The organism is Anaerostipes sp. PC18 (assembly GCF_039789045.1).
Classification (GTDB): Bacteria; Bacillota; Clostridia; order Lachnospirales; family Lachnospiraceae; genus Anaerostipes; species Anaerostipes hominis.
On sequence record NZ_CP121164.1, the window covers coordinates 2,032,654 to 2,058,218 of the forward strand.

22 protein-coding genes are annotated in these 25,565 nt (G+C 47.3%); 1 reads left to right on the forward strand and 21 read right to left on the reverse strand.

All coding sequences use genetic code 11. From position 1 onward, the window contains the following. Positions 1-40 precede the first annotated feature (40 nt). The 9 genes from P8F77_RS11095 to P8F77_RS11135 all read right to left on the reverse strand — a co-directional run bounded on the left by P8F77_RS11095 (position 41) and on the right by P8F77_RS11135 (position 11,435). Positions 41-1,174: a ribonuclease E/G gene (locus tag P8F77_RS11095; RefSeq protein ID WP_024727195.1), complete on the reverse strand. Its 1,134-nt coding sequence runs from the start codon at positions 1,172-1,174 to the stop codon at positions 41-43. Between the two features lie 3 nt (positions 1,175-1,177). Continuing rightward, positions 1,178-2,374 carry an enoyl-ACP reductase FabV gene (gene fabV, locus P8F77_RS11100; RefSeq protein WP_024727194.1) on the reverse strand — a complete coding sequence of 399 codons (1,197 nt, stop codon included), beginning with the start codon at positions 2,372-2,374 and terminating at the stop codon, positions 1,178-1,180. Between the two features lie 63 nt (positions 2,375-2,437). Next, positions 2,438-2,668, reverse strand: a complete 231-nt coding sequence (locus tag P8F77_RS11105) for a hypothetical protein (protein ID WP_024727193.1) — start codon at positions 2,666-2,668, stop codon at positions 2,438-2,440. A 385-nt stretch (positions 2,669-3,053) separates the two neighbouring features. After that, on the reverse strand, positions 3,054-3,515 hold the full coding sequence (locus P8F77_RS11110; protein ID WP_024727192.1) for an NlpC/P60 family protein: 462 nt from the start codon (positions 3,513-3,515) through the stop codon (positions 3,054-3,056). A 120-nt stretch (positions 3,516-3,635) separates the two neighbouring features. After that, entirely contained in the window at positions 3,636-5,678 is a 2,043-nt protein-coding gene (locus P8F77_RS11115; protein ID WP_148459754.1) for a transglutaminase domain-containing protein, read from the reverse strand. A gap of 26 nt (positions 5,679-5,704) precedes the next feature. After that, complete coding sequence (locus P8F77_RS11120) at positions 5,705-6,697, reverse strand: DUF58 domain-containing protein (RefSeq protein ID WP_287517406.1); 993 nt, start codon at positions 6,695-6,697, stop codon at positions 5,705-5,707. Between the two features lie 9 nt (positions 6,698-6,706). Then, the gene (locus tag P8F77_RS11125; RefSeq protein ID WP_148459756.1) at positions 6,707-7,639 is read right to left on the reverse strand and encodes a MoxR family ATPase; all 933 of its coding nucleotides are present in this window, start codon (positions 7,637-7,639) and stop codon (positions 6,707-6,709) included. Between the two features lie 10 nt (positions 7,640-7,649). Further along, positions 7,650-9,134 (reverse strand): Na+/H+ antiporter NhaC family protein, encoded by a 1,485-nt coding sequence (locus tag P8F77_RS11130; RefSeq protein ID WP_024727188.1) that lies wholly within the window; start codon positions 9,132-9,134, stop codon positions 7,650-7,652. Between the two features lie 12 nt (positions 9,135-9,146). Further along, positions 9,147-11,435 (reverse strand): hydratase, encoded by a 2,289-nt coding sequence (locus tag P8F77_RS11135; protein ID WP_270430785.1) that lies wholly within the window; start codon positions 11,433-11,435, stop codon positions 9,147-9,149. A 171-nt stretch (positions 11,436-11,606) separates the two neighbouring features. Between P8F77_RS11135 and P8F77_RS11140 the strand changes: the two genes are divergently transcribed. Then, on the forward strand, positions 11,607-12,137 hold the full coding sequence (locus tag P8F77_RS11140; protein ID WP_287517410.1) for an ECF transporter S component: 531 nt from the start codon (positions 11,607-11,609) through the stop codon (positions 12,135-12,137). 65 nt (positions 12,138-12,202) lie between these two features. On the opposite strand, the gene rhaD is transcribed toward P8F77_RS11140, so the two are convergent. From rhaD to P8F77_RS11200, 12 genes are all read right to left on the reverse strand, one after another. Further along, positions 12,203-13,033, reverse strand: coding sequence for a rhamnulose-1-phosphate aldolase (rhaD, locus tag P8F77_RS11145; RefSeq protein ID WP_137328931.1), 831 nt, complete (start codon positions 13,031-13,033; stop codon positions 12,203-12,205). A 12-nt stretch (positions 13,034-13,045) separates the two neighbouring features. Then, positions 13,046-14,293: an L-rhamnose isomerase gene (locus tag P8F77_RS11150; RefSeq protein WP_287517412.1), complete on the reverse strand. Its 1,248-nt coding sequence runs from the start codon at positions 14,291-14,293 to the stop codon at positions 13,046-13,048. Then, positions 14,290-15,714: a rhamnulokinase gene (gene rhaB / locus P8F77_RS11155; RefSeq protein WP_287517414.1), complete on the reverse strand. Its 1,425-nt coding sequence runs from the start codon at positions 15,712-15,714 to the stop codon at positions 14,290-14,292. Before rhaB ends, P8F77_RS11150 begins: the two co-directional genes overlap by 4 nt. A gap of 16 nt (positions 15,715-15,730) precedes the next feature. Then, the gene (gene rhaM, locus P8F77_RS11160) at positions 15,731-16,048 is read right to left on the reverse strand and encodes an L-rhamnose mutarotase (RefSeq protein ID WP_024727182.1); all 318 of its coding nucleotides are present in this window, start codon (positions 16,046-16,048) and stop codon (positions 15,731-15,733) included. Further along, positions 16,011-17,756: a hypothetical protein gene (locus P8F77_RS11165; protein ID WP_287517417.1), complete on the reverse strand. Its 1,746-nt coding sequence runs from the start codon at positions 17,754-17,756 to the stop codon at positions 16,011-16,013. The genes rhaM and P8F77_RS11165 overlap by 38 nt, the downstream gene beginning before the upstream one ends. 192 nt (positions 17,757-17,948) lie before the next feature. Further along, complete coding sequence (locus tag P8F77_RS11170; protein WP_081723808.1) at positions 17,949-18,074, reverse strand: type II toxin-antitoxin system YoeB family toxin; 126 nt, start codon at positions 18,072-18,074, stop codon at positions 17,949-17,951. Positions 18,075-18,128: 54 nt separating this feature from the next. Continuing rightward, positions 18,129-18,344: a hypothetical protein gene (locus P8F77_RS11175; protein ID WP_034549223.1), complete on the reverse strand. Its 216-nt coding sequence runs from the start codon at positions 18,342-18,344 to the stop codon at positions 18,129-18,131. A 33-nt stretch (positions 18,345-18,377) separates the two neighbouring features. After that, positions 18,378-19,358 carry an AraC family transcriptional regulator gene (locus tag P8F77_RS11180; protein WP_024727179.1) on the reverse strand — a complete coding sequence of 327 codons (981 nt, stop codon included), beginning with the start codon at positions 19,356-19,358 and terminating at the stop codon, positions 18,378-18,380. A gap of 35 nt (positions 19,359-19,393) precedes the next feature. Then, positions 19,394-20,176, reverse strand: coding sequence for a bifunctional hydroxymethylpyrimidine kinase/phosphomethylpyrimidine kinase (gene thiD, locus P8F77_RS11185; protein ID WP_287517420.1), 783 nt, complete (start codon positions 20,174-20,176; stop codon positions 19,394-19,396). After that, positions 20,173-20,793 (reverse strand): thiamine phosphate synthase, encoded by a 621-nt coding sequence (gene thiE, locus P8F77_RS11190; RefSeq protein WP_270430820.1) that lies wholly within the window; start codon positions 20,791-20,793, stop codon positions 20,173-20,175. The genes thiD and thiE overlap by 4 nt, the downstream gene beginning before the upstream one ends. Before the next feature lie 4 nt (positions 20,794-20,797). Then, the gene (gene thiM / locus P8F77_RS11195) at positions 20,798-21,613 is read right to left on the reverse strand and encodes a hydroxyethylthiazole kinase (RefSeq protein WP_024727176.1); all 816 of its coding nucleotides are present in this window, start codon (positions 21,611-21,613) and stop codon (positions 20,798-20,800) included. A gap of 164 nt (positions 21,614-21,777) precedes the next feature. Beyond that, entirely contained in the window at positions 21,778-25,440 is a 3,663-nt protein-coding gene (locus tag P8F77_RS11200) for a S8 family serine peptidase (protein WP_024727175.1), read from the reverse strand. Positions 25,441-25,565: the final 125 nt, after the last annotated feature.

Below are 25,565 nucleotides of genomic sequence, written 5' to 3' on the forward strand. Positions count from 1 at the left end.
ACAGTATAGCAACTTATTTTTTCCATGTCAAGCAATAATCTTACAGGAAATCTTCTTTTTCTATGGGTCTTCTGACCTTCTTTCTCGTGATCTCCATCAGTCCAAGCTTCGTCATGTCTACGGCCACCGCTTTCTTGGAATCCCTGTTCAGCACAGACTGCATATAGGAAAGGAGCCTGTCCTCTTCTTCTTTTTCTTTCATATCGATAAAATCCACGAGGATAATCCCGGATAAATTTCTGAGCCTGATCTGTCTGGCCGTCTCTCTTGCCGCCTCCCGGTTTATCTTTATAATATGGCCTTCCTTCTGTCCCCGCCCGATCGATTTTCCTGTATTTACGTCGACCACTGTCATGGCCTCTGTGCGCTCGATGATCAGAAACCCTCCCGATCTGAGCCACACTCTCGTATGAAAAACTGCCTCCAGTGCATGAGAAAGCCGGTATCCCCTCTCAATAGACTGATCCTGTCTGTCCATCCGGCGGACCTGATATCCATTCTCCTCTGCCTCCCTGCAGATCACCTCATCATCGGAGATGATACGTTCCACACGGGAAGGAGAAAGTCCAAATACATAACGGGACGAGAAATTCTGATTTGTGGCCAGAAGCTTGCAAGGCTTCATATACTGCTGTTTCTCCTGGATCTGAACATATCTCTCAGCCAGACTTGCTGCTTCTCTCCCGATCTTTTCTTTATCCGCATTTGCAGCCTCTGTCCTCACAATAAATCCATACTCTCCGGTGACAAAAGCAGAGACGAACCTCTTTAAGTCTTCCTTTTTTTCTTTATCCCGGATTTTCCCTGATATACCCACGAACGACTTATCAGAGGACAGCACAAGATATTCTCCGGTCAGTTCAATGTTCTCTGTGGCTAACGGTTCCTTCTTGTCTGTGCCGTCTTTTTTTACCTGGATGAGGATTTCTTTTTCGTTTTTGAGTTTTCCCGGTTTTCTTCGTTCGTCCAGAGGATAAAAGCAGAGCCTGCCCTTGTCGATCTCAACGAAAGCTCCGTGGATGTTTCCTACGATATTCTTCACCCTGGCTTTGTAAATATTTCCGACCAGACTGCCTTCCTCTACTGGTTCGGATGAAAACTCCGCGAATTCTCCGTCCTCAAGCCATGCGCTGACGATATGCCTTCCGAGCCTTGTTATGATTACTTCATTCATATATTATTCTGCGTCCGGTATACTCGGAATATTCACGGAAGGGTCCAGATCTTTTTCGTAATCCACTCCGTCCATATCAAAGCCAAACATCTGGTAAAAGTCTTCCCAGTATCCCTCGATATCGGCATATTCCTTAACATTTTTCGTATTGATCTTCTCCCAGCGCCGTTCCACTTCTGCCTGTACTTCCGGCTTTAACTCCCAGTCATCCAGACGGATCAGTCCCTGACCGTCTGTCTCTGCCTGTCCGAACACAGCCTTTTCTCCAAACAGCCTGGTGATCTGTTCGATACATCCTTCGTGGAGGCCTCTTTCTTTCATGATACTGTAAAGCACTGCCATATACAGGGGAACGATCGGAATTGCAGAGCTTGCCTGAGTGACGAGACCCTTGTTGACCGAAATATATGCCCTGATGCCTCTTTCTTTAAATTCTTCATTGATCTCACCTGCGGTCTTGTGCAGATGTTTCTTTGCAGCACCGATGGTTCCCTCAAAATAGATGGGATAAGTGAGCTCCGGCCCGATATAAGAGTAGGCGAAAGTAACAGTGTCTTCTTCAATGGCATCTGCATCTGTGAGTGCCCGAATCCATGCCTTCCAGTCCTCTCCGCCCATTACCTTCACCGTCGCTTCCACTTCTTCCTCTGTGGCAGCCTCAATGGTTTTCTCTCCGATGGTGTTGTCTTTCAGATTCAGGTTCTTATTTGTAAAATCTTCTCCGGTCGTCTTTAGCACAGACTGGTACACGGTGCCGTCCTCGGCAGTTCTTCTCGGTGCGGCCAGACTGTAAATGACGGCGTCGACTTTCCCTAAATCCTTCTTGATCAGATCGATCACCTTCTCCTTGACTTCCCTGGAGAATGCATCTCCGTTGACTGTCTTGGCATATAGATCCTCATTGGCTGCCGCATGTTCAAATGCAGCCGTATTATACCAGCCCGCCGTGGCAGTCCTCTTTCCAGCCGCCTGTCTCTCAAACATGACACCTACCGTAGCTGCTTTGCATCCGAATGCCGCGTTGATCCTTGATGCCAGCCCGTATCCGGTGGACGCTCCGATGACCAGGACTTTCTTTGGCCCGTTCTTGACTTCGCTGTGCTTCTTTACATATGTAATCTGATTCTCAACATTTTTTCTGCAGCCCTCTGGATGTGCAGTAAGGCACAAAAAATCCCGGACTTTTGGACTTATTTTCATGTATATCTCCTTTTTTTCAAGTTCAATCATTACTGAAAATTATAATCGTTCCTTTTTCCACTGTCAAGTTTCCCCAAGGTTCGGGGCTTTCATCACCTTCCAAAGCGTATCCATCAGCACTTCTAAATCGACAGGTTTGGCCACATGAGCGTTCATCCCCTGCCTGTAAACTTGACCGTGTTGCTCAGAAGGTTGATGGGGATCTGATTGATGCAGAGCAGATCTCCGTAAAAATCTCTTTACTTTTTCCTTCACTTCCGGAAGGTCTTCCCTGTGTACCCCCTGAAATGCCATCTCCTGGCTGATCTCCCTGGCATGCTTCTCGGAACAGCCTGATGTTTCATAGAATGAGGAGTTGCGGAATACCGGATAAATCCGGCCTTCTTTATAAATATATACACACTCCGCCTGGAATCATCTCCAGAGCCTCTTGGGCCTCACGCCTTATCTTCCCCATCCACAGCACTGCCTTTGCTACTGCTTTCCACATTGGACAGGAATAAAAGTTCTTATCCCGGCACCAACTCTGTCCATATATATTAATCAATTTTACCATATAAGGTGAAAAAGTACAATGATCACAGACGGATCAAGTGCTGAGCGTTTTTTATTTTTCAGAAAAAAAACTGCTGTATCAGTGGTATGAACACTAATACAACAGTTTTATGTTTATGTATACCTATTTAAAAATTCTTCTTACTGCCACGATCTTTCTGTATTTCGCATTCTTGGAGATCTTGATCCCACCTCTGGGATACGGTGCAGAGTTGCTTGCATGGACAATTTTATTATTTCCCATATAAATTGCCACATGTCCGCTGTAACAGATGATATCACCCGGCTTCGCCTTCTTGATTCCGCCTTTTACTTTCTTTCCTGCTTTTCTCATTCCGTAGGAAGAGTGCGGAAGTCTTTTGCCGAATTTTCTGTAAACAGACATTACATATCCGGAGCAGTCAGCTCCTCTCGTCAAACTGGTTCCGCCATATTTATATTTATTACCGACAAAGCGTTTTGCATAATTCACAACTTTCTGCCCTTTATTGGAAGCAGCTTCTGTCTCTCTAGTCCCGCCGATTGCAGAACATCCCACAACTGTGAGCATTATGACTACTATTGCTTTTACTACCAAACGTTTCATGTGTTCTCCTAATCAATCAATACAAATACTACAATAATGTTTCATGTATTTCTTTCACTGTTGCTATTGTAGCTTATATGTAATGAAATTGTCAAGAGTTTTTTAACATTTGTGTAACAATTATATTTTATTTTTTAATATATCGACAAATCTCTTCACATATCTTAGTTCTTCGTCGGTGATCTCATGCTGGCTGAACCTACCTTTTTCCGTGATTTTACGCACTTTTTCGAGGGTCAGGACATATTTTTCGTCCAGCTTCTTACCATCTGTCAGGGAATTTATTAAATTTTGATAAATTATGACTTTTTCCTTGTTGGTACTTTTTCTCCAATTCCTGTACCGGATAATTTCCCCCGCAATCTTAATAATTGTAACAATTATGAAAAAAGATAAAAGCAGCGCAGCCAGGCTCTGAAGAACCATATTTTTCTTCAAAAGAGACTCTCTTCCTTCTTCTGTGTATGAAACCTCCTCCTCTGTCTGATCCTGTTCGGACAGCAGATTCCGGGTGTTGGTCACTTCCACCGGGACCCACCCCACATTCTCTACGTATATTTCGGGCCAAGCGTGAGCATAGAAATCCGTGACCTGGGCTGTACGATCTCTCTTAAACTTCTGTTCATCGATCCGATATCCCTCCACATATCTGGACGGGATCCCCGCAGAGCGGAACATCATGACCGCAGCGGAAGCATACTGCGTACAGTAGCCTTTTTTATTCTCATTCAGAAAATACCAGATGGGATCTTTTCCCTCCGGTGTAGTTCCGGACTCGCTTGTATATCGATAATTTTCTCTCAAAAGTGTCTGGATCATCTCGGTCTTTTTCCGCATGGAGACCACCTGTAGCAGTTCCGGAAATTTCTTTGTAAGCTTCTTCTTTAATTCTCCGGGGACCTTCAAATACTGTCTTCTGACATATTTATTGTAGGAATCCATTGCCTCAAAATACTCCCTTTCCAAAGTCACATCCCCGGTCTGGCCATCCAGAAGGGCATCTGTGATCCTTCCGTCTGCCTTCAGCATACTGTCCAAGGATACAGGATAATATGTGAGAGTTTCCTTTTCCCTTTTTCCGGTCCTTTTCATATTGTAATCTCCGTAGTACCTCCCCTTTTCCGAAGAGATACTGCTGAAATAAGGCCAAAGGTAATAATCATCCGTAAATTTCTGATAGCGGATCTCTGCTTTTTCCGGCTTTTTCTGAAGACCTGTATCTAAAAGTTCAAGACTGAGCTCAGGAATCTTGAGATCAAAAAACTGGTAAGGCAGATCCAGACTGTTCTCTCCCAGGATCACCTTTGCGTCTCTCTTTTCTTTTTTCCACATGCCTTTCTCATAAACACCGCTTGTGAATCCCTTCAGATACAGCGTCTCCGGTTTTGAAAGCTTCACTTGAAACAGCTTTGTTCCCCTCGGCGACACGGAACCGATCTTCCCAATATCTCCGCTTCCGATCCCTCCTGCCACCTGATAATCTTTGCCCTGTGACAGCGTCCTTACGAATTCCAGTGCCGTCTCCTTGACCGGATTGCTGTCTGCAGGCTCCCCGGCAGTTCCGGATACTGCGACAGCCCCCAGGAGAAGGCATACGGATATTAACGATGCGCTGAATGTCTTTTTGCGTGTCCAGAGTACATAGCCGGTCAAGCCGCATAAAAACAGCAGAAACGGTCCCGTGATGGAATACGGAGTCAGGATCAGCAGGCAGGCTTCGACTGCAGATACCACTGCCGCAAAGCTCTTCGTCTTCTTCGTCAGATGATGAAAGATCACACTGCCCACCAGGAATAAAAGCAGGATAAACAGGATGCTGTCCCGCCGCGTATACTCAGGCCGGATATCCACGTAATAATAAAATCCCATATCAAACACTTGATTTACTGCATCGGCCATCCGGTTGCTGATCAGCTGAAATCCGTTGACAAGAGAGCTCCTTAAAAAAAATGAAGCCGCTGCCGCAAAGCCAACTGCGCCGAAGACAGCTTTCGGATACCTTTCTAACAGAACGCAGAGCACTGTCAGGATCGCCACGCCGGCACAGAGCAGATAATATTGAAAGGCTCTCGTAAAAAACCCGATAAAAACACTGTCTGTCAAGCCAAGAAATATCATGCTCAGAAATATATATTTCATATATGGTTCAATTTTTTCCTTCATAATAAAAAGACCCCTTGCAATCTGCTTCAAAATAATTCCAGATCATAGATTCCCTGCTCCAGCCTGCTCCTATCGACTGCATTCGTCTCCGATTCTGTTTCTACATAAATCAGATCAGTCTCTGTCTCTCTCATATAGATATGAATTCCCTCATGCTCCCTGTTTTCAAAGTCCCCGCCGAAGTCTGACGCAAACATCTCCCCAAACAATTCTTCATACTGCTGATACCGTTCCAGGTAGTATTCCTTTGTCCCCCAGTATATTGTCTGCGGCATTCCCTGCTCCAAAAAAAACTTTGAGACAGAGAAAAATACAGTAAAAAAATCATCATATGCTTCTCCCCACTCCGGCAGGCTTAGAAAGATAAAGAGCTTTTCCTCCCTTTCTTCCTCCATGTCCTTCACCATCAGCAGATTTTTTCCTGCGAGCAGTTTCCAGTGAATCCTGGAACCCTTGTCTCCAGGGCGGTATTCCTTGAGTCCGTCATATTCATACGGGTCCATGGTCTTTGCCTCCACCGCCTGATCTGACATCCGGCCCAGCGGATACGCATCCGGCATGATAAGCACCACGGCTTTGGCTTTTACAAATTTATCTGCCCAGAACAGGCCCGTCATATCCCGCATTTTTATCTTAGCCACCGTTATGTGCACTTCGTCACAGTGATCAAATCTGAGCGGGATCAAAAAGCCCTCCGACTCCTTTCCGGAATACTCAAATCTCTCTTTTATGACTTTTTTCCGTCCCATGAGCCAATAGCGAACCTGATAGGTAATCTGGCACTCTGCTGTATCCAGACACCGGATTCCTTTAAAGATACCCTTTAATTGAATCTCTTCCTTCCTTGAGGCAGCTTTCCGGTCAAGAGACACTTCAATCCTCAGCTTCGATGCCTTCCTCCGCACGTTCCACCAGGATATTAACACCAAAACAAATAAGGATGCCAGAAGGCATCCTCCGACGATATTTTGATATAAGATAACATAAATCACACTTAGGATGATAATTCCAATGATCATGGATGCTCCTTATCTGCTCTTTGGTACCGGGATCTCTTCGGCTATGGACTTAAGAATATCCCTGACCGTCCTGCGTTTGATCCTCGCCTCTTTGCTTTTCATGACACGGTGGGCGGATGTGGCATAAAAAATCTGCTTAATATCATCCGGCACCATATAATCTCTGTCATCGAGATATGCATTTGCTTTGGCCATCTGAAGAAGAGAGATCGTTCCCCTCGGACTGATCCCCATGCTAAGATCGGGATGGTTTCTGGTGGCACATGCAATATCGACAATATACCGGTACAGATCCTCATGGACATATACCCGCTCCGCCTGCTGTTTCATCAGTATGAGATCCGTCACCTGTATGATCTCTTCCAGAGAGTCGATGGCAACATTGACTCTTTCCTGCTTGAGCATCGCCACCTCACTCTCCCTGTCCGGGTATCCCATGGAAATCCGGATCATAAAACGGTCAAGCTGGGCCTCAGGGAGTGAATGGGTCCCCACCGCTCCCAGAGGGTTTTGTGTGGCAATGACCACATATGGATCGGGAAGTTCTCTCGTCACCCCATCTACAGTGATTCTTCCTTCCTCCATGGCCTCCAGGAGAGCCGACTGGGTCTTGGGCGAAGTCCGGTTAATTTCATCTGCCAGGAGGAGGTTGGTGATGGCCGCCCCCTTTTGATATTCAAAGGATTCACTGCCCTGCTTATAGACAGAAAACCCGGCAATATCCGCAGGCATCACATCCGGCGTAAACTGTATCCTCTGGTAATCCAGACCCAGAACCTTAGAAAATGCAATTGCCAGCGTAGTCTTTCCCACGCCCGGAATATCCTCAATCAAAATATGGCCGTTGGCCAGGATCGCAGTCATGACCTGCCTTGTGATATGGTCTTTTCCAATAATCACTTTTCCTATTTCTTCAATTGCCCTTGTGGCCAAATTGCTCATCTTATCACCTCTAAGCCTTCTTTTTTACATTCCACACAATGGAAGCCATGGCCACAGCCAGGGCTCCGGCCGCAACCGCCAGGCCTAAAAACCCGTTTCCTAATGCTCCCGCCGTCAGGTATCCGACTACAGCACAGACTGCCACGATAAACGCATAGGGCATCTGTGTTGCAACATGGTCAATATGGCGGCATCCGGCTCCCGCGGAGGCCAGAATCGTTGTATCGGAGATCGGAGAGATGTGGTCTCCGCATACGGCCCCGGATAAAATAGACCCCACCAGCAGTGTCAGCGCAGAAATGTCATTCCCCACGACAGCCACGGAGATAGGGATCAGGATTCCAAATGTCCCCCAGGAAGTTCCTGTGGCAAAGGACAGGCCCAGAGCAGCCAAAAAGAACAGGGCCGGCAGCACAGCCGCTGCGGACGTATTTCCACTGATAATTCCACTGACAAACTGTCCGATCCTTAAATATTCTTCTCCGCATATACCGGATAGAGTCCATGCCAGACAAAGGATCATGATCGCTGACGTCATCGACTTAAATCCCTGGCTGAAACTCCCGCAGAAATCCACGAAGGCGACGACCTTTCTCGGAATATACAGAAGAAATGTAAAGATCAGCGTCGAAAAAGACCCCAATACAAGACTTCTTCCGCTGCTGCATTCGGACAGCGCCGTTATGATATCTTTTCCCTCAAAAAATCCTCCCGTATAAAGCATAAATCCAATACAGGAAACGATCAGAAACACGATGGGCAGGATCAGATCCTTTACCTGTCCTCTTCCCACCACAGGCACATCCGCGTCATGCTTCTGGTCATGGGTCTCGTTCCCCTTTTCCTCCTCATACTGTTTCATCTTGGAAAAATCCACGTTGATGATGATCAGAAAGATGAGGAACACCAAAGTCAGGAGAGCATAATAATTAAACGGGATCGCCCTGACAAACAAAGAGAATCCGTCAATCTTGCTTCCCTCTGGAAGCGAGGAGCCCACAGCCGCAGCCCAGCTGGAGATCGGGGCAATGATACAGATCGGCGCTGCGGTGGCGTCGATCACATACGCAAGCTTGGCCCTCGTGACCTTATATTTGTCTGTGATTGGCTTCATGACGGTTCCAACCGTCAGACAGTTGAAATAATCGTCCACGAAGATCACAGTTCCAAGAAGAGACGTGGCAAACATGGCCTGTCTCTTTGACTTGATTGCCTTTAATGCCCATTTCCCATAGGCCCTTGAGGCCCCGGATTTGGTGATCAGGGCTACTAAAATACCCAGCATCACAAGAAAAATCAGGATGTCACAGTTGCCCCCGATTTTTCCAGTCATAATTTCAAATATGGTATTCATTGCTTCCACAGGCTTGAAATGCTCAAACATCAAAGCCCCGGAAGCAATCCCCACCATCAGGGAAAGATAAACCTCTTTTGTGATCAATGCCAGTCCAATGGCAATGACGGGCGGTACCAACGCCCAAATAGTTCCGACCATTTATGCTGCTCCTCAGTTCTCCTCTTTATAGTAATTGATCAGGCATCCCTTCAGGATGATCTCTCTTTCGTCATCGGTGAGTTCTCCCAGAGTCAGGGCAAACTCCCTGAGTCCTCCGTCTTCGACAACAAAAGCCCTGATCCTGCTGTCTTTGTTCTCTACTGCCTTCCTGATACCAGGCAGGAATAAGAAGTCTTTATTCTTAAACGGAAGTTCTCCTTCTTCGATCGTAAGCGGCAGCATGCCCCAGTTGATCAGGTTGGAACGGTAGCGCTTCGTGGCATATCCGTTGGCAATATTTGCCCATCCGCCCAGGACCTTCTGACAGGAAGCCGCCTGTTCCCTGGCAGAGCCGTCTCCAGGCTTCACCGCAAAGATCGTACTTCCGACGCCGATATTTCCTTCTCCGGCTTCAGGATACATTGTGTGGACTGCTTCCATCACAGGTTTTAATTCTTCCACGGCATCCAGAGGGCAGTTCCCCGCCTCTATGGCTTTCTGTGCTTTCTGGATCTCCTTTGCGAGTCCCACGTATGCGGGATCTTTCCTGGACAGTGTAAACTCTGCGAGTCCGAGTGGATTGGAGCGGTAGGATGAAGTCTCCCCTGACGGGATCAGTTCATCTGTAGTTGTCACAGGGTCATGAATCTCAGATACGACCTTTAATACCAGATTCTCCGGAAGTGCGGACATCTCCGGCCAGTCCTTGATGTTCGGCCCGAACTGGACTTCCACGGAAGGATCTGCCACGCCCTTGCTGTCAAAGACACGGTTTTCATAGATTGTCTTGTCAAAGAAATACTTCGGTACGCTGAAGTCTGTATCAATATCTGTTGCCGGGGTCAGGTATCCTTTGTTTGCTGCAGTGGCTGCAATAGATCTTGCATCCATCAGTGCAACTGATGCGATCTGACCGCTCTGGAGCTTGGAGCCTTCCCTGTTCGGGAAGTTTCTTGTAGAGTGGCGGATACTGAACGCATTGTTGGCCGGTGTGTCACCTGCACCGAAGCATGGCCCGCAGAATGCAGTCTTCACGACAGCACCCGCAGCCATCATGTCAGCCACTGCCCCGTTCTTTACAAGTTCCATGAAAACAGGCGTACTTGCAGGGTAAACACTCAGAGTGAATTCATCGGAGCCGATGCTTGCACCCTTTAAGATATTTGCAGCCTCACAGATATTCTCATATCCGCCTCCGGCACATCCTGCGATGATACCCTGATCCACGTAAAGCTTTCCGTCCTTGATCTTGTCCTGAAGAGAGTAATCTACTGCTCCGTCGAGGCTCACCAGGGCACGTTTTTCTACTTCTGCAAGGACATCTTTAAGGTTTGCGTTGACGTCTTCTATTGTATACGTGTTGCTCGGATGGAACGGCATGGCGATCATCGGCTTGATCTTTGACAGATCAACTTCCACCATTCCGTCATAGTATGCAACGGCTCCGGGATTTAATTCTTTATAATCCTTTTCCCTGCCGTGGATCTCGTAAAATTCCTTGATGGTATCATCTGTCTTCCATATAGAAGAAAGACAGGTAGTCTCTGTGGTCATAACGTCGATGCCGATCCGGAAATCGGCAGACAGGTTGGAAACACCCGGTCCGACAAATTCCATTACCTTATTGTTTACGTATCCGCATTCAAACACGGCTCCAATAATGGCCAGAGCCACGTCCTGAGGACCGACTCCTTTTTCGGGTTTTCCGGTAAGGTAAACTCCTACCACGGATGGCATATCAATGTCATAAGTACGGTTCAAAAGCTGCTTTACCAGCTCCGGTCCTCCCTCGCCCATGGCCATGGTTCCCAACGCCCCGTATCTTGTATGGCTGTCAGAACCAAGGATCATCTTTCCTCCGCCTGCGAGCATTTCCCTTGCAAACTGATGGATGACTGCCTGATGAGGAGGTACGTACATGCCGCCGTAGCGCTTTGCGGCAGTCAGGCCGAACATGTGGTCATCCTCATTGATCGTTCCGCCAACGGCACAGAGGCTGTTATGGCAGTTTGTGAGCACATAAGGGACCGGGAACTTTTCAATCCCTGACGCTCTTGCGGTCTGGATAATCCCCACAAAAGTAATGTCATGGGATGTCAATGTATCAAATTTAATCATCAGCTTGTCCATGCTGCCGGACGTGTTATGATCGTTAAGAATTCCATATGCGATGGTGTTTTGTTTCGCTTCTTCTTTTGTCGGGACAGACCCAACAAGCTGGTTTAATCGTTCTGCGTTTTTTTCATCTACAAGTTCGGTGCCGTCTACTAAAAATGCACCTTTTTCATACAAATTAATCATACTTTCCTCCTGAATCTTTTTAGGAGATTATATCATAAGATGCTGTTTTAGGAAAGAAAAATAAGCTGGCACCATTAAAAACTTTATATCTGGCATTTTTATCAATGCCACTTTTTTATTAAGATAAATGAAACGGATTTGAGCAATCTTAATTGAGGAGGAATGATCGTTATGAATCAAACGAAAAAACTTGTATATACCGCTCTTTTCACGGCTTTGTGCTGTGTGGGGACCATGGTCATCCAGATCCCAACCCCTGCCACCCACGGCTATATTCATCTGGGTGATGCCTTTGTCATCTTAAGCGGTGTTATTTTGGGAAAGAAGTACGGCTCTCTGGCCGCCGGTATCGGCTCTGCCTTTGCGGATATCTTTTCAGGCTATGCTTACTATGCGCCGACTACCTTCGTTGTAAAGTTCATGGTGGCGCTCTGTGCAGCCGTACTGTATAAAGCCCTCATCAGTCACGGAGTGAAAGAACTGATCGCCATGATCCCGTGCGGACTGGCCGACATCTTATTTGTGGTGGCAGGATACTTCCTCCACTCCTATATTACGGAGGGGATCGGACCAGCACTTTTAAGCGTGCCTTCCAATGCCATCCAGGGCTGTTCCGGCCTGATTGTGGCAGCCATTCTGCTGCCAATCCTAACGGCAGTTCCGGATATTAAAAAAGCGAAATTGTGCATGAACCACGAGTAGTCTAAAAGAACTGCTGCCCTTGGATATTTCTCCCCGGGGCAACAGTTCTTTTATGCTCTGTATTCTTATTTCTTATCGTATAAAAATTCCTCTGGCAGGTTTACCTGAAATGCTTCACCCAGATCCCTGAAATTCTGCGGTGTGATGGTCTTAAGCTTATCAGGTCTTACAGACAGCACTTTTATGAGAATCTCTGCTGCCTTTTCCACGGTGTGCATCAGACCGAAGGTGTTGTCAAAATCCTCTCCGGAACAAAAGATGCCGTGATGAGCCCATATGATAGCGTTGTACTTATTCATCAGCCTGCTGGATTCCACCGCAATCTCTCTTCCTCCCGGAACCATCCATCCAACAGTTCCGATCCCATCTGGAAATATAACCGGACACTCGGTCATCATTTCCCACAGTTCTCTTGTAAATACCTTGTCATCAATGGGGAGGATAAAGGTCAGTGCAATCACATTAGGTGTGTGGGAATGATAGATCACCCTGTGGGCTCCGCCTGTAGCTTCTTTTTTCACCTCGTGGTTCATCAAATGGGAAGGCAGTTCACTGGTGGGCACTCCGCCTCCTTCCAGTCCCCAGACGATCCGATAATTCTCTCCCCTGCTGTCGATCTCGATGACAGCGATGTTTGTCTCCGGCTTAAGCTCCACATTGCGGAAGTATTTGCCGGAACCCGTCACCAAAAAATACTCACCGGCCAGTCCCGGAACTTCTGTTCCGATCGGAGTGAACTCCCGTTCCAGGCTAAATGCCTCCCTGATCTTAGCAACTTCCTCCGGCTTCATACGGTAGGTTGCATTTCCGCCGTTCCTCTCGTGCCACCCCTGCGCAAAGCCGTCTGTGCACATTCTGATAAATCCTTTGATAAATTCTGCTCCCAATACGTTCATGTTCTGCCTCCTCTAATCGCGCTTTAACAGGATATTGTTTTCGTAAGCTTTTACTTCCTGAAACCAGTCCTCTTTTGCAGGTACCCCGTTGATCTCACAGAAGTAATTCCATACGTCCCCTACCGGGTACAGCTTTAATTCCTCCTGCATCACCATAAGCTCTGTAAATTCCCTGTTCTCCTGCAGCCCCTTAAGCTTCTCATTAGGTCTAAGCATGGCTGTGAGCAGGGCTTTCTGCATATTTCTCATGCCGACCACCCAGGCTGAAATACGGTTGATGCTGGCATCAAAGAAGTCCAGCGCAAGGAGCACATGTTCTGTCCCGTTCATGACGATTTCTTTTGCGATCTCCTTTGTCTCATCATCCAGGAGAACCACATGATCGCTGTCCCAGCGCACCGGCCTGGTCACATGAAGTGCCACCTTGTCTGAAAACAAAAGCATGGATGAGATTTTGTCAGAGACTACCTCTGTAGGATGGTAATGTCCGTTGTCCAGCAGGCAGAGGATATCATTCTTAGCCGCATAGTTCATATAAAACTCATGGGAACCTACGGTATAGCTCTCCATCCCAATACCAAACACTTTGGATTCCACTGCCACATTGACTTTTTCCTTGTCATAGCCTGCTGCCAGGATCTGGTCAAGGGAGTCCTTCAGTCTTGCCCTGGGTGCCTTTCTGTCTGCAGGAACATCCTTAAATCCATCAGGGATCCAGATGTTCATTGTACATGGAGTTCCCAGCTCCTCTGCAAAATATTCGGAGATCCTCAAGCAAGCCTGGCCGTGGCGGATCCAGAACTGCCTGATCTCTTCATTTTCACTGGAAAGTGTTGCTTCCTCCGCTTTTGGATGAGAAAAATAAGTAGGGTTAAAATCCAGGCCCAGGCCTCTTTTCTTTGCAAATTCCACCCATTTTTTAAAGTGCTTCGGTTCCAGGGCATCCCTGTCCACAAATCCATTTTCAAACACAGCGTAGCTGGCGTGCAGGTTCAGCCTGTGTTTTCCCGGAATCAGGCTCATCGCCTTGTCAATGTCTTCCATCAGCTCTTTTGGTGTCCTCGCTTTTCCCGGATAGTTTCCCGTAGCCTGAATCCCTCCGGATAACGCTCCCTCTCCTTCAAAACCGGCCACATCGTCTCCCTGCCAGCAGTGCATAGAGATCGGTACATTTTTTAAATTTTCCAGTACCTGATCTGTGTCCACCCCGATGTTTCTATAGCTTTCTTTTGCCGCCTCATATCTTTCTTCTACTGTCATGATGCTTTTCCTCCTATATTTTCCGGTTCATAAATTTCTATTTCAAATGACTGCGCCACACAGTTTCTTGCTTCTTTCAAATCCTTAAAACATCCGGCGTATCTCATCTGTAAGAGCAGGCTTCCTATGGCTGTTGCCTCTGACGGTCCTGCATATACGGTACACCCGGTATATTTTGCTGTCAGCTCATTGAGGTATCCGGCGTTTGCGCCTCCGCCCACTACATAAATCTTTTCATACGTTTTACCTGTCAGGCTCTCGATCTCCCTGATCGTCTTGGCATAACATTCTGCCAGACTGTGATAGATCACTGCCGCTGTCTCCCACTCGCTCTTCGGCACCTGCTGTGAGGTCTTTTGGCAGTAATCTTTTACCGCCGCTATCATGCTGTCCGGTGCCAGAAATGACTCATTGTTGCAGTCCACAATGGATGGTATTGTCTGCTTGGATGCCATCTCACAGATATAGGAAAACGAATATTCCGTGTCAAACTCCTTCTTAACAGACTGTATCATCCACAGGCCCATAATATTTTTTAAATAGCGAAACCGGTAATCCACGCCTCCCTCATTGGTCAGGTTGGCCTTCATACTTTCTAAGGAACAATCCGCTTTTTTTAGCTCGGTTCCCATCAGAGACCATGTGCCGGAGCTGATATATAAAGCCTGGTCATCTTCTGTTGGTATAGCTGCCACCGCAGACCCGGTATCATGGGTTGCCGGAAGCACCACCTGGCAGTTAAATCCGATCTCTTTCTGGATCTCCTTAGTGAAGTTTCCGACAAAAGTTCCGGGAACCGCTATTTCCTGAAAGATCCCTTCCGGAAAACCGAGACGTTTTATCAAAGAATAATCCCAATCCTTGGTCTCCGGATCCACCAGTTGCGTTGTGGTGGCATTCGTGTACTCCGTCTTCTTGACTCCTGTCAGCAGAAAGTTGAAGTAGTCCGGGATCATAAGAAGGCTTTTGGCCTGATTAAGCCGTTCTGGCTCCTTTTCCTTGTCCGCTGTCAGCTGGTAAATTGTATTAAAGATCTGTTTCTGTATCCCGGTTTTCTGATACAGTTCCTTCAGGGAGATCTCTTCATACACTTTTGTATCCATTCCCTGCGTCCTGCTGTCACGGTACCCGTAGGGTTTCCCTATAGGACAGTCATTTTCATCCAGCAAAACATAGTCCACTGCCCAAGTGTCGATTCCCATACAGACAGGAATTTTCCCCAGATCCCTGCATTTTTTAAGTCCCTGCTTGATCTCGTAAAACAGAGCGTCTGTGTTCCAGCACAGGGAGCCGTCCTCGTTCTCCATACCGTTTGGAAACCGGTAGATCTCGTCAAGCTTCAGCTTTCCGTTTTCCAGAGTACCTAAGATATGCCTTCCGCTGGAAGCCCCGATGTCCACTGCCAAAAAATATTTCTTCATTATCTCTGCCTCCTGATCAATCTAAATGGAATACCAGCTGGAGGTCTTTGCTCACCGGGCTGTTGTCAGGATTTGTCTCCATGATGTCCGCCATAAAATCCCACCACTTCCGGTTGATCTGCGTATCTGCTCCCTGGTTCCATTTCTCTTCATCTTCGATTTCTATGTATCCGTACAAAACATTGGTTTCCGGGTCCAGATAGATAGAATAATTGCTTCCGCCATACTCATGGATCATAGCTTTCATCTCCGGCCACAGCTGGTTGTGCCTCTTTTCATATTCCTCCGCCTGCCCTTCATAGAGCTTCATTTTGAATCCTTTGTATCGTTTCATTCTTTACCTCCTGCTGTTCTTTGACTTCCGTTAATCCATACTTCAGATAGGTGGCAATGCCTCCCAGCACAAAGTAACAGACCGTGATCGGAAAAGAGATTGTTTTCCATGTTTCTACACCGATGCCTCCTGCGAATACCAAAACTGTCACAACTGCCAGAGCGGCTAAAACTGCATAAGACAGGAGCGCTGCCGCTTTCTGGACTTCAGGTTTCTTCGGCACATATTCGATGATATTTTCATCTTCCTCTTCCATTAATTCCTCAAGTGCCGCCCGCACCTTCTGGTCTTCTTCCTTCTGGGCCATATAGTCCTCTCTGGCTCCCATGAAACAGGCCAGGATGATATAACTTACCATGGCAAGAAGATAGGTAGGCAGGAACAAAAGATAAGAGTGGATGGCTCCGGTCAATGTCATGACCGCCACAAATGCCAGTGAGATCAGCCATGCAAAGAGACCTGCATAATTAATCTTCCATCCTTTAAATGTAGCCCAGTATCTGGTACCGCCCATTTTCGGAAGGATCCAGTGTTCCGTAAAGATCACTGCCCCGATGGCCGGAATCACAAGCACAATGATGTTGACAATCGCCATAATGTTCATGGTAATCGGGAAGCATGCCGCAAAGGTCATGACTGCGCCGATCACATAGGTAAGCTTTTTCAGAGGTATCTTATTAAATATGGTTTCAAATGCGAGACTTGCCCGGTAAATATTCGGATTGGCAGTGGTCCACCCAGCCACAATGACTGCCAGCAGGCCGGTTGCCCCCAAAACGGCACCTGTGATGGCTCCTGAATCCAGGATGAGCAGCGATTTGTTCAATATGACAGAAGCTGTTGCTCCCATGATCCCCGCACTTCCCCATGCAAAGAAATGTCCTATAAACATTCCATAAGAGGTAATAAATCCGTATTTTGGAGTCTTTGCGTAGCGGAACAATGCCATATCGTTCAGTCCGCCGTGGTAAGCCAGATTGCACATCCAGGCAAATCCAATGACATGGATGATACCCAGCTTCTGTCCTCCCGGAATGACTGCCCCGTTCCACACACTGGTGTTTAGAAGATTCATAAAGTCGGTAAAGCTCTGTACTGGCGCCCCGTTGGTCACCTTGATCAGTTCAGGGACAACCACGAAGATTCCTGCGGCAAAAATAATGATCATCCACGGCACACAGACCGATGAGAATTTGGCCACCGCCTCAAATCCATTTGCCGCCACTAAAGTTACAATGATACCCAGCACAATGACCACCAGAATAAATTTGATATCCGTCGGATACCACTGGGTCTGCAGCCTGATCCCGAAGATCTCTCTCACTGCAGAGGCCGATACGGTCAGCATGGATGCCGCCATGGCGATGGATGCCAGCCCCCAGACAAAGTTGTAAACCTTCTGCATGTAAGGTCCCATGACCTTTTTTAAGTAAGAATATAGGGTAACTCTTGTGTCAGTCCCAATCGGTGCACAGATCAGTGCGTATGTCAGCGTTGCCAGAATGTTGCCGATAAACAGTCCGATAAAAATGTCTGTGGCCTTGACACCCCAGGTCACCAGTGTAGCGCCGATGACAAACTCTGTAGCCGCGATGTGTTCTCCGCCATAAATCCCAAAGAAATTCCCAAGTCCGGAAATGTTCTTTTTGGAAATGGGCCGGTCTTCCGGCGGGACAGCCGATGCCTTCCTTCGATACTCTGCGTTCATATGTTTCTCCTCCTTTTGATTTCGTTCTTTTCTTCGATACATTAAGTATAAGAAAAACCACGCCCAAAAGTTAGGACGTGGTTTGACGAAAAAGGTGTCTTTATTTGACTGTACAAGAGGAACTTTCCTATGGAACAAAAAAATATCCCGAATACGTTTGTTTGTATTCGGGATATTCCAATGATCTTTTTCTTACAACCACTCATAATTCGACCAAAGACTTAAAATTTTTATCGTCTGTTCCTCTTCATGAACTTGATATACAAGACGATATTTTATATTAATGCGCCGGGAAATCAAGCCATCAAAATTCCCCATGAGTTTTTCATACGGAGGCGGATTCTCAAATGGATCCGAAGAAATTTTTGTATTTTACCACTCTTCATCCTCCTTATATTCTTCACAATCTTCAAGAGAAGTCTGCATTCCAGCTTGTAGGTGTTCTCTCATCCCTGGAATCCTATTTAAATACAGGGTTTCCTCAATCGCTTTTCGATCCTGCTCTTCAATTAAAACTGCATTTTGCCCTTTGCTATTTACAATACTCATCATCATCCCCCATTCCCTCTTTCTTCTACTTAAATACATTATAGCGTACGTCAAACATAAACTACTTTACTTTTAAATCCGTATTTGATCTCCGTTTTGGTGAGTCAGGCGGTATTCTCTGGGGGACATATGATATTTTTCTTTAAACTTCCTGTAAAAATAGCTGCTGTTCTCATAACCTACAGCCGCCACGATATCTGCGATGGACAGATTCGTCTCGGACAGTAGTGTCATGGCTTTCTGGAACTTCTTTCTCTGCACCAGTTCCTGGAACGTGTGTCCGAAATTCTGTTTGATCATCCGGCTCAGCACAGACAGGGACTGGTTCAAATCCTCTGAAAGCTTAGAAAGATTCGCCTCCTTGTAATGCTGGTCTATGTAACTCAGTGTTGTCTGGAGTACGATCTCCTTGTAATTTTGGGGAGATGTATAGTCCAGCTTGTCTATATGGTTCAGGATGTGAAGGAACACAAGCCCCATGGACAGCTGGTTGATCTTTTCTTCATTTTTGCCCAGGTTTTTTAAGGAATAGACGATGTTCTCCATAAGATTCTCAATCTCTAAGATACCGGAAAGCTTAAACAGCAGATATTTTTCAGAAAAGGAATTTTGTCTGAGCGTATCCACAAGAAAATCAGCTAACACATTATTTCCCTGGAGCATCTGCAGCGGAATATCAAAGAACTCCGGCAGAGCGATAAAGTTGATCCCCAGATCCTCTCTGGATGCGCAACAGATGCTGTGGCGGACATGCTGGTTCAGAATGAGGAAATCTCCCTCCTCCATGACCACTTCCTTACCGCCGATAAAATGAGTGATCCTTCCCTGACACACATACATCATCTCTATATAATTATGATTGTGCTCCGGAAAATCAGTGAATCTTGTGTGTGTCCTCACCTGGATCAGGCGCCCGTTCTTCAAAAGCTTTTCGGCCTCTACCTCAAATGTCTTTTTCGTAGTATATAAGGTTCTGCTTACATCTCGCCCATCCAGAATCCTCTGTTCTTCTTCTGTTATGACTTCCAATTGGCTGATCAGGCATTTCCTCACCAAAACACCCCTTTCTCGCTTGGCCGACGCTTTTTTTATTTCAGACGGTACATATGATTCAAAGGACCGCTGCCTCTTCCAAGGTCCAGTCCATCAAGCAACGCGCCGGTGATATATTCTTTCGCATTCTGAATGCTTGTCTCCATATCGCATCCCATGGCAAGGTTGCACGCAATGGCAGAGGATAAAGTACAGCCTGTCCCGTGGGTATTTTGATTGTCCACTCTTGTACCCCGGAACGTCTTTACCCTTCCATGACAAAACAGATAATCGTTGGCATCCTCCACTGAATGTCCACCCTTCATCAGAATAGCTCCGTCAAAGTATTCCCCGATCTTTGCCGCTGCCTCCTGCATATCCTCTTTGGTCTGGATGCGCACTCCGGAAAGCACCTCCGCCTCCGGCACATTTGGCGTGATGATATCCGCCAGAGGGAACAAGGTCTCTTTCAGTGTGCCGATGGCATCCTCACTGAGCAGACGGCTTTTGCTGGTGGAAACCATGACCGGATCCAGCACAATGTTCTTTGCATCATATTGCTCCAGTTTTCCGGCGATCGCCTGGATCAGCTCTTTTTCCGATACCATCCCAATCTTGACCGAATCGGGATAAATATCCGTAAAAATACAGTCCAACTGCTGCTCAAGAAACTCTTTTGAAACATTATAAATTCCTGCAACTTTAGTAGTATTTTGTGCTGTCAGTGCCGCAACAGCCGACATGCCGTACACACCATGGGCGGCCATCGTTTTTAAATCGGCCTGAATCCCTGCCCCGCCGCTGCAGTCAGATCCCGCAATGGTTAATACTGTCTTCATCGTACCCTCATCTCCTCTGCTTTCTTTCGCAATTCTTCCGTCTCTTTTTTAATGTTCTCGGCGCCGAAAATGGCGGAGACAACTGCGATCCCGTCCACATGGCTGCCCTTTAGCTCCATTAAATTATCTTTTTTGATCCCTCCGATAGCTACGACCGGTATATCTACTGCATCACATACCTTTTTTATCTCCTCGAATTTTACCACCTTGGCATCGGTCTTTGTAGGCGTGGCTTTCACTGCTCCAAGCCCCAGATAATCTGCTCCGTCGGCCTGCGCCTTTAATGCCTCTTTTACATTGTGGACCGATACTCCTATGATCTTATCCGGCCCCAGAAGCTTCCTGGCATTCCGGCACGCCATATCCTCCTGCCCTACATGGACTCCGTCGGCTCCGCATTTAAGTGCGATCTCTACTTCATCATTGATGACAAACGGCACTCCGTACTGCCTGGACAGCTCCGCCATCTCCCCGGCTTCTTTTAAGAACGCATCATAATCCAGCTCTTTCTCCCTGAGCTGGAGAAATGTAATACCTCCGTCCAGCGCATCTTTTACCTGTTCCATCAATGTCTGCTTGCCCACCCATGCCGAATCTGTCACCGCATAGAGGGCCATTGCCTCAGATTCTACTCTCAACGTCCGCACCCCTTTCCAGTTCATCCGCCGTCAGGCTGCTCATGACATCGATCAAATGCATCCTCAGGGAAGAAGTGCCTTCGCATTTTGCTCTGGCCTTCTCTCCGCAGTATCCCATGGCACACACAGCCGCAGCCGTGGCCTCCAAAACCTTGTCCTGATTGGACCCCACAAATCCTGCGATGACTCCGTCAAGCATGCATCCGGTCCCGGTGATCTTTGCCATCATCGGATCACCATTTCTTAAAATAAAAGCTTTATGCTCATCTGCTGCTATATCTGTGGCTCCTGTGATCACAACAACTGCACCGGTCTGTGCAGACAAACGCTTTGCCATGTCCGCTGCTTCCCAAAGGTTTTCTTCCGTCACGGCATCTGCTTCGCTGGCGTCCACACCAGGCGTTGCCCCGCTGCCTTCAAATACCGTCTTGATCTCAGAAATATTTCCCCGGATCACGCTGAACCGGACCTCTTTTAAAAGTCTCTTTACCGTCTCCGTTCTCATAGAGGATGCGCCTGCTCCCACCGGATCAAGGATAACCGGATGTCCCAGTTCATTGGCCCTCTTTCCGGCCAGCACCATTGCCTCAACGGTCCTCGCATTCAGCGTCCCGATATTGATCACAAGTGAGGTACAGATACTCGTGATCTCCTCCACCTCGCTCTTGTCATCCGCCATGATCGGCGAACCGCCGGACGCCAGCACCATGTTGGCCACATCATTGACCGTCACATAGTTGGTTATACAGTGAACAAGAGACGGTTGCTTTTGTACATTATGTAATATGTCTTCAAACATAAAAATTCCTCCTGATAATGATTTCTGAAATAAAGCAGACAAAATCCCTGTATCTCTGATTATACCTTACCGCGCTACGCGCGTCCACCCGCAGGGTATGAAATACGGTGTGCCCTTTGGATATACTATAATTCAGAAACACAGGGATCATTTTTTCGGTTTTGCTATCGGATTTTTACTTTGATTTTCGCATAGGACCGGGAACCGTCTTTGGCTCTGGCATAGATTGTGACTGTCTTTCCTCTGCCTGCCTTCTTCACCTTTACCACGCCCTTTTTGGATACCGTGGCGTACTTGCTCTTACTCGTCTTCCATGTAACCGACTTCTTTTTGCCCACAGTCTTTACTTTTGCTTTGAGGCGGTATTTCCCTCCAGCTTTAAGAGTCAGCTTCTTCTTATTCAGTTTTACAACAGTCTTCTTAAATACTGCGGATACTGTTACATTTCCCGTGATGCAGAAGGAATAACTGCTTCCTTTCACCTTTTTACCTGCCGCTTTCATAGTAGAAGGCTTATAGCAGTAATATTTTGCGGCTTTCGGCTTTACCATCACCTTCTGCCCCGGCAGGTATTCTCCCTTTCCAGAGATGGTTCCATGCTTTGTTTTCGCTTTCACCGTCACAAGCCCGGATGTTACAGGATAAGAATATACCGTACAGCTGTCGTCATAATCGTCGTCTTCATCGCTCTGTGCTTTAGCCTGAACCGGCGTCTTCATGCTGTTTAAATTTTTATAATCGAAATCTTCCTGTTCCGTCACAGGCATGAAAAGAAACCGTGAGCCGACAGTTGTCCCTATGATATCTTCTTTAAAGAATGCCTGATAATCCATGGCTTCAAAACGGTCTTTGGAAACAGAATACCGGAACACATTTCCGCAGCCGTCTGTACTAAGGCCCACATAGGCAAGACCATCTCTGCATACACCCACACTCGCCGTATATATCTCTTCGCTTTTATTTTTCGGTATCAGAGAAGCTGATTTTTTCACCCACTTCCTGCTCTTGTCACTATAAACCAGATTCTTGGGGATCTCCCCTTTCTTCCCGCTGCTGCCCAGGGTGAGGATCAGCTGGTTTCCTGACTGGACAGCAACACTCTGATACCGCCCTTCCGGAAGTCCGGGGGCTTTGGACCACTGTTTTTTCTCCTTGTCGTAGCCAAAGACGCTCTTTTCCATAGCTCCGGTCTTTTTATTCCGGCCTCCGATCACATAAATCTTCCCATTATAGGCTGCCAGAGCTGACCCCTCCAGTTTGGCCCCGCCTGTTTTCGACACATAGGAGTCAACTCTCGACCATGATTTCGTCTGAAATGAGTAACTCACAAGAGACCTCTTTGTCTCATATCCCAAGTCCGCCTCGGCTATCGCATAGACAGCCCTGTCACAGTAGACCGGTGCTGAATCCAGACTGAGATCTGCCCGGTCCAGTTCTCCCTTTTTTATGCCTGCAAATGCTTTTTCCCGTGCCATAGAGGCTACTCTGGAAAACTCCTGTTCCTCCTCATCCATCACATAAAGATTCAGCTCTTTGTCCAGATAATACAGCTTCCTGCCATCGGAGACTGCATCCCCTCCATTTGTAATATCCTCGGTTGAAAAGACTTTTTTCGGCCCGTTCTTACCTTTTATAAAGTAGAATGATCCGGTGACAGATTTTCCGCTGCCGGTAAGAATCTCGACTTTGCCGACCCGGTTTACTAACTGTCTGTTTTCCAGAACAATCTTTGTATCACTCCAGGATGCTGTCTTTTCTGTCTTTCCGTTGATCTTTACGGTACCGCCTGCTCCGAATCCTTTCCCTGAGAGAACAACTCTGCCCCCGGAAACTGCTGCCCCGGTGAGGATTGCATTCTGATCAGACAGCTTCCTGCCGTCCAGAACTCCCCTGGTGATCACAGGCAGATCCTTGACTGTTCTTGTCATTCCAAGGACTGTTTCCCTGTTGGAAAGTGCATCCTTCTTGCCATAGTACCAGGAAGTGTTCGCCACAGCACCGCTCACCAGAGGCGCAGCCATGGATGTTCCGCTGGAAAAATCATATTTTCCGAAATTCCGGCTTAATACACCTGCCTTGCTGACTGCAGTGTCATCCAGAAGGATCGTGAAATCCTGCTTCTCTAACACGACCAGGGTAATACCAACCGCACGCTTTTCATTCTTTGTCGTGCTGCGGGTTGGATAGGAGAGATGTCCCCATGTGTCCGACTCGCCGTTGGCTGCCATCATAGGGATCGTTCCCGTCGTCATGCTTATGACGACATCTTCCGGCGTCAGCGGATCTTCAATCTGACCTTCTTCATCGAGCTTATAGTCCTTTGCGATGACCAGCCCAGCCCCGCCTTCCACTGCCAGACTGCTGGAGGCCTTCAGCATCGTGCTCAGATAAGAGTCTGTAGCACCCTTGGCACTGTCATAAGGAAGATATACTGTATAAATATCTCCGGGCACTGCATCCTTCACTGAGATCTTCGCTGACTTTCCGGCGGATTCTTTTCCAAAATAATCACTGTCCGCAGATACCGTCACCGTACCTTTTCCGATGCTGCCTGCTCCCTCTGTCCTTATCTCTGAGACATCACCGTCATTAAAGTTTTTATAAAACTGGCAGTTGGAGTTTCTCTCGCCGTCACTGTAAATCGAAGGATTAAAACAGTCTTCATTGACTGTGGACAAAATCTGATTCCCCGGTGCCGCCATATGTACAGACTCTTTCCCATAGTTTGAATAGGAAGCCAGTCCGTCTTTATCATTGGATGCCGCAACCGATATCACGTAATCGCTGTCGATGCCTGACGGAATAGATGCGGTCCCTTCATTGTCCTTACTGTCGTTTCCGGCGGCACAGACTGTCACCGCCCCTTTCTTTCCCACCAGCTCGATCAGATATTTCATCAATTCCTGTTCTTCAGCCTCATCTATTCCCCAGGAATTGTTTATGGCCGCCACATTGACACCTTCCATCTGCTGCTTATAAATGTAATAGTAGGCATCAATCACGTCAGATATTTCACCGTCTCCGTCTTCATCCAACACCTTCAGTGCCATCAGCTTAATATCACTGCTCTGGCTGATGCCCGCAATACCCTTGCCGTTGCCTGCCTGAGCAGCAATGATGCCGGCACAGTGGGTCCCATGTCCGTAATCGTCGGAAGGGTCTGCATCATGGTTGGCAAAATCATAGCCATGTCTGCCGGCGATCACATCTGACCTGTTTGTCCACAGCCTGTCCCTGAGATCCTCATGTTCGAGGTCGATCCCTGTGTCAACCACCGCCACAACCGTTTCTTTGCCTTTGGACCCGGATGTCTTGTCATAAAACTGGTCATAGCCGACATCCTTCCCGGCACTGCCGCCATTCTGACCGCTGTTTTTATTTGCCCACTGAAAATCAAAACAGGGATCGCTGCCTCCCAAAAGCCTGATCTTATAATTGGGCTGTGCCGCAATCACCTGCGGCTCCTTCTTCAGCTGGCTGACCAGATCATCTGTGCTCTTTCCAGAAGTCACTCTGGCAATAGAAACTGCAGAGTCCCGGGAAGCGCTCCTTGTCTTCCCTTTTACATCCGCCGAAAAATTCCAGGCCTGCTTTACCTTGATTCCGGAGGAAAAAGGAACGGATCTGCTCCTCTGCCCTGATACTGTGGTCCGGTACATGACCAGTGCTTCTCCCTCCGCATATCCTGCTTCCTGTCTGCCGGAAAGCAACTTTTTCATCTCTGTCACCTGGTCTTTTCCGGAAGCCGCACTAACCGCGGCGGGAGCCGATGTTCCCAAAAGAACCGCCGACATCAGCCATGCTGCCCATCTTTTAAAATACCTCATACGCTCTCCTTCCCCCTGCTTATATCTTATTGTTAGAGTATAACACACCTTCTCATTACGTTTGTTACAATTTACTTACAATTCTTTAACCCCCGTTTTCTCCCAGAAAAAAGTAACAGGCAAAT

What these genes read in the sequence shown, in the direction of transcription:
- P8F77_RS11200 (WP_024727175.1), bottom strand. Translation starts at nt 25,440, where the DNA reads ATGAGGTATTTTAAAAGATGGGCAGCATGGCTGATGTCGGCGGTTCTT.
- P8F77_RS11175 (WP_034549223.1), bottom strand. Translation starts at nt 18,344, where the DNA reads ATGTATTTAAGTAGAAGAAAGAGGGAATGGGGGATGATGATGAGTATT.
- rhaD (WP_137328931.1), bottom strand. Translation starts at nt 13,033, where the DNA reads ATGAACGTATTGGGAGCAGAATTTATCAAAGGATTTATCAGAATGTGC.
- rhaM (WP_024727182.1), bottom strand. Translation starts at nt 16,048, where the DNA reads ATGAAACGATACAAAGGATTCAAAATGAAGCTCTATGAAGGGCAGGCG.
- P8F77_RS11165 (WP_287517417.1), bottom strand. Translation starts at nt 17,756, where the DNA reads ATGAACGCAGAGTATCGAAGGAAGGCATCGGCTGTCCCGCCGGAAGAC.
- P8F77_RS11115 (WP_148459754.1), bottom strand. Translation starts at nt 5,678, where the DNA reads ATGAAGGAAAAAATTGAACCATATATGAAATATATATTTCTGAGCATG.
- thiE (WP_270430820.1), bottom strand. Translation starts at nt 20,793, where the DNA reads ATGGCCCTCTATGCGGTGACAGATTCGGCATGGGTGGGCAAGCAGACA.
- P8F77_RS11135 (WP_270430785.1), bottom strand. Translation starts at nt 11,435, where the DNA reads ATGATTAATTTGTATGAAAAAGGTGCATTTTTAGTAGACGGCACCGAA.
- P8F77_RS11110 (WP_024727192.1), bottom strand. Translation starts at nt 3,515, where the DNA reads ATGAAACGTTTGGTAGTAAAAGCAATAGTAGTCATAATGCTCACAGTT.
- P8F77_RS11170 (WP_081723808.1), bottom strand. Translation starts at nt 18,074, where the DNA reads ATGGGGAATTTTGATGGCTTGATTTCCCGGCGCATTAATATAAAATAT.
- P8F77_RS11140 (WP_287517410.1), top strand. Translation starts at nt 11,607, where the DNA reads ATGAATCAAACGAAAAAACTTGTATATACCGCTCTTTTCACGGCTTTG.
- rhaB (WP_287517414.1), bottom strand. Translation starts at nt 15,714, where the DNA reads ATGAAGAAATATTTTTTGGCAGTGGACATCGGGGCTTCCAGCGGAAGG.
- P8F77_RS11095 (WP_024727195.1), bottom strand. Translation starts at nt 1,174, where the DNA reads ATGAATGAAGTAATCATAACAAGGCTCGGAAGGCATATCGTCAGCGCA.
- P8F77_RS11125 (WP_148459756.1), bottom strand. Translation starts at nt 7,639, where the DNA reads ATGAGCAATTTGGCCACAAGGGCAATTGAAGAAATAGGAAAAGTGATT.
- fabV (WP_024727194.1), bottom strand. Translation starts at nt 2,374, where the DNA reads ATGAAAATAAGTCCAAAAGTCCGGGATTTTTTGTGCCTTACTGCACAT.
- P8F77_RS11105 (WP_024727193.1), bottom strand. Translation starts at nt 2,668, where the DNA reads ATGGCATTTCAGGGGGTACACAGGGAAGACCTTCCGGAAGTGAAGGAA.
- P8F77_RS11130 (WP_024727188.1), bottom strand. Translation starts at nt 9,134, where the DNA reads ATGGTCGGAACTATTTGGGCGTTGGTACCGCCCGTCATTGCCATTGGA.
- P8F77_RS11150 (WP_287517412.1), bottom strand. Translation starts at nt 14,293, where the DNA reads ATGACAGTAGAAGAAAGATATGAGGCGGCAAAAGAAAGCTATAGAAAC.
- P8F77_RS11120 (WP_287517406.1), bottom strand. Translation starts at nt 6,697, where the DNA reads ATGATCATTGGAATTATCATCCTAAGTGTGATTTATGTTATCTTATAT.
- thiM (WP_024727176.1), bottom strand. Translation starts at nt 21,613, where the DNA reads ATGTTTGAAGACATATTACATAATGTACAAAAGCAACCGTCTCTTGTT.
- thiD (WP_287517420.1), bottom strand. Translation starts at nt 20,176, where the DNA reads ATGAAGACAGTATTAACCATTGCGGGATCTGACTGCAGCGGCGGGGCA.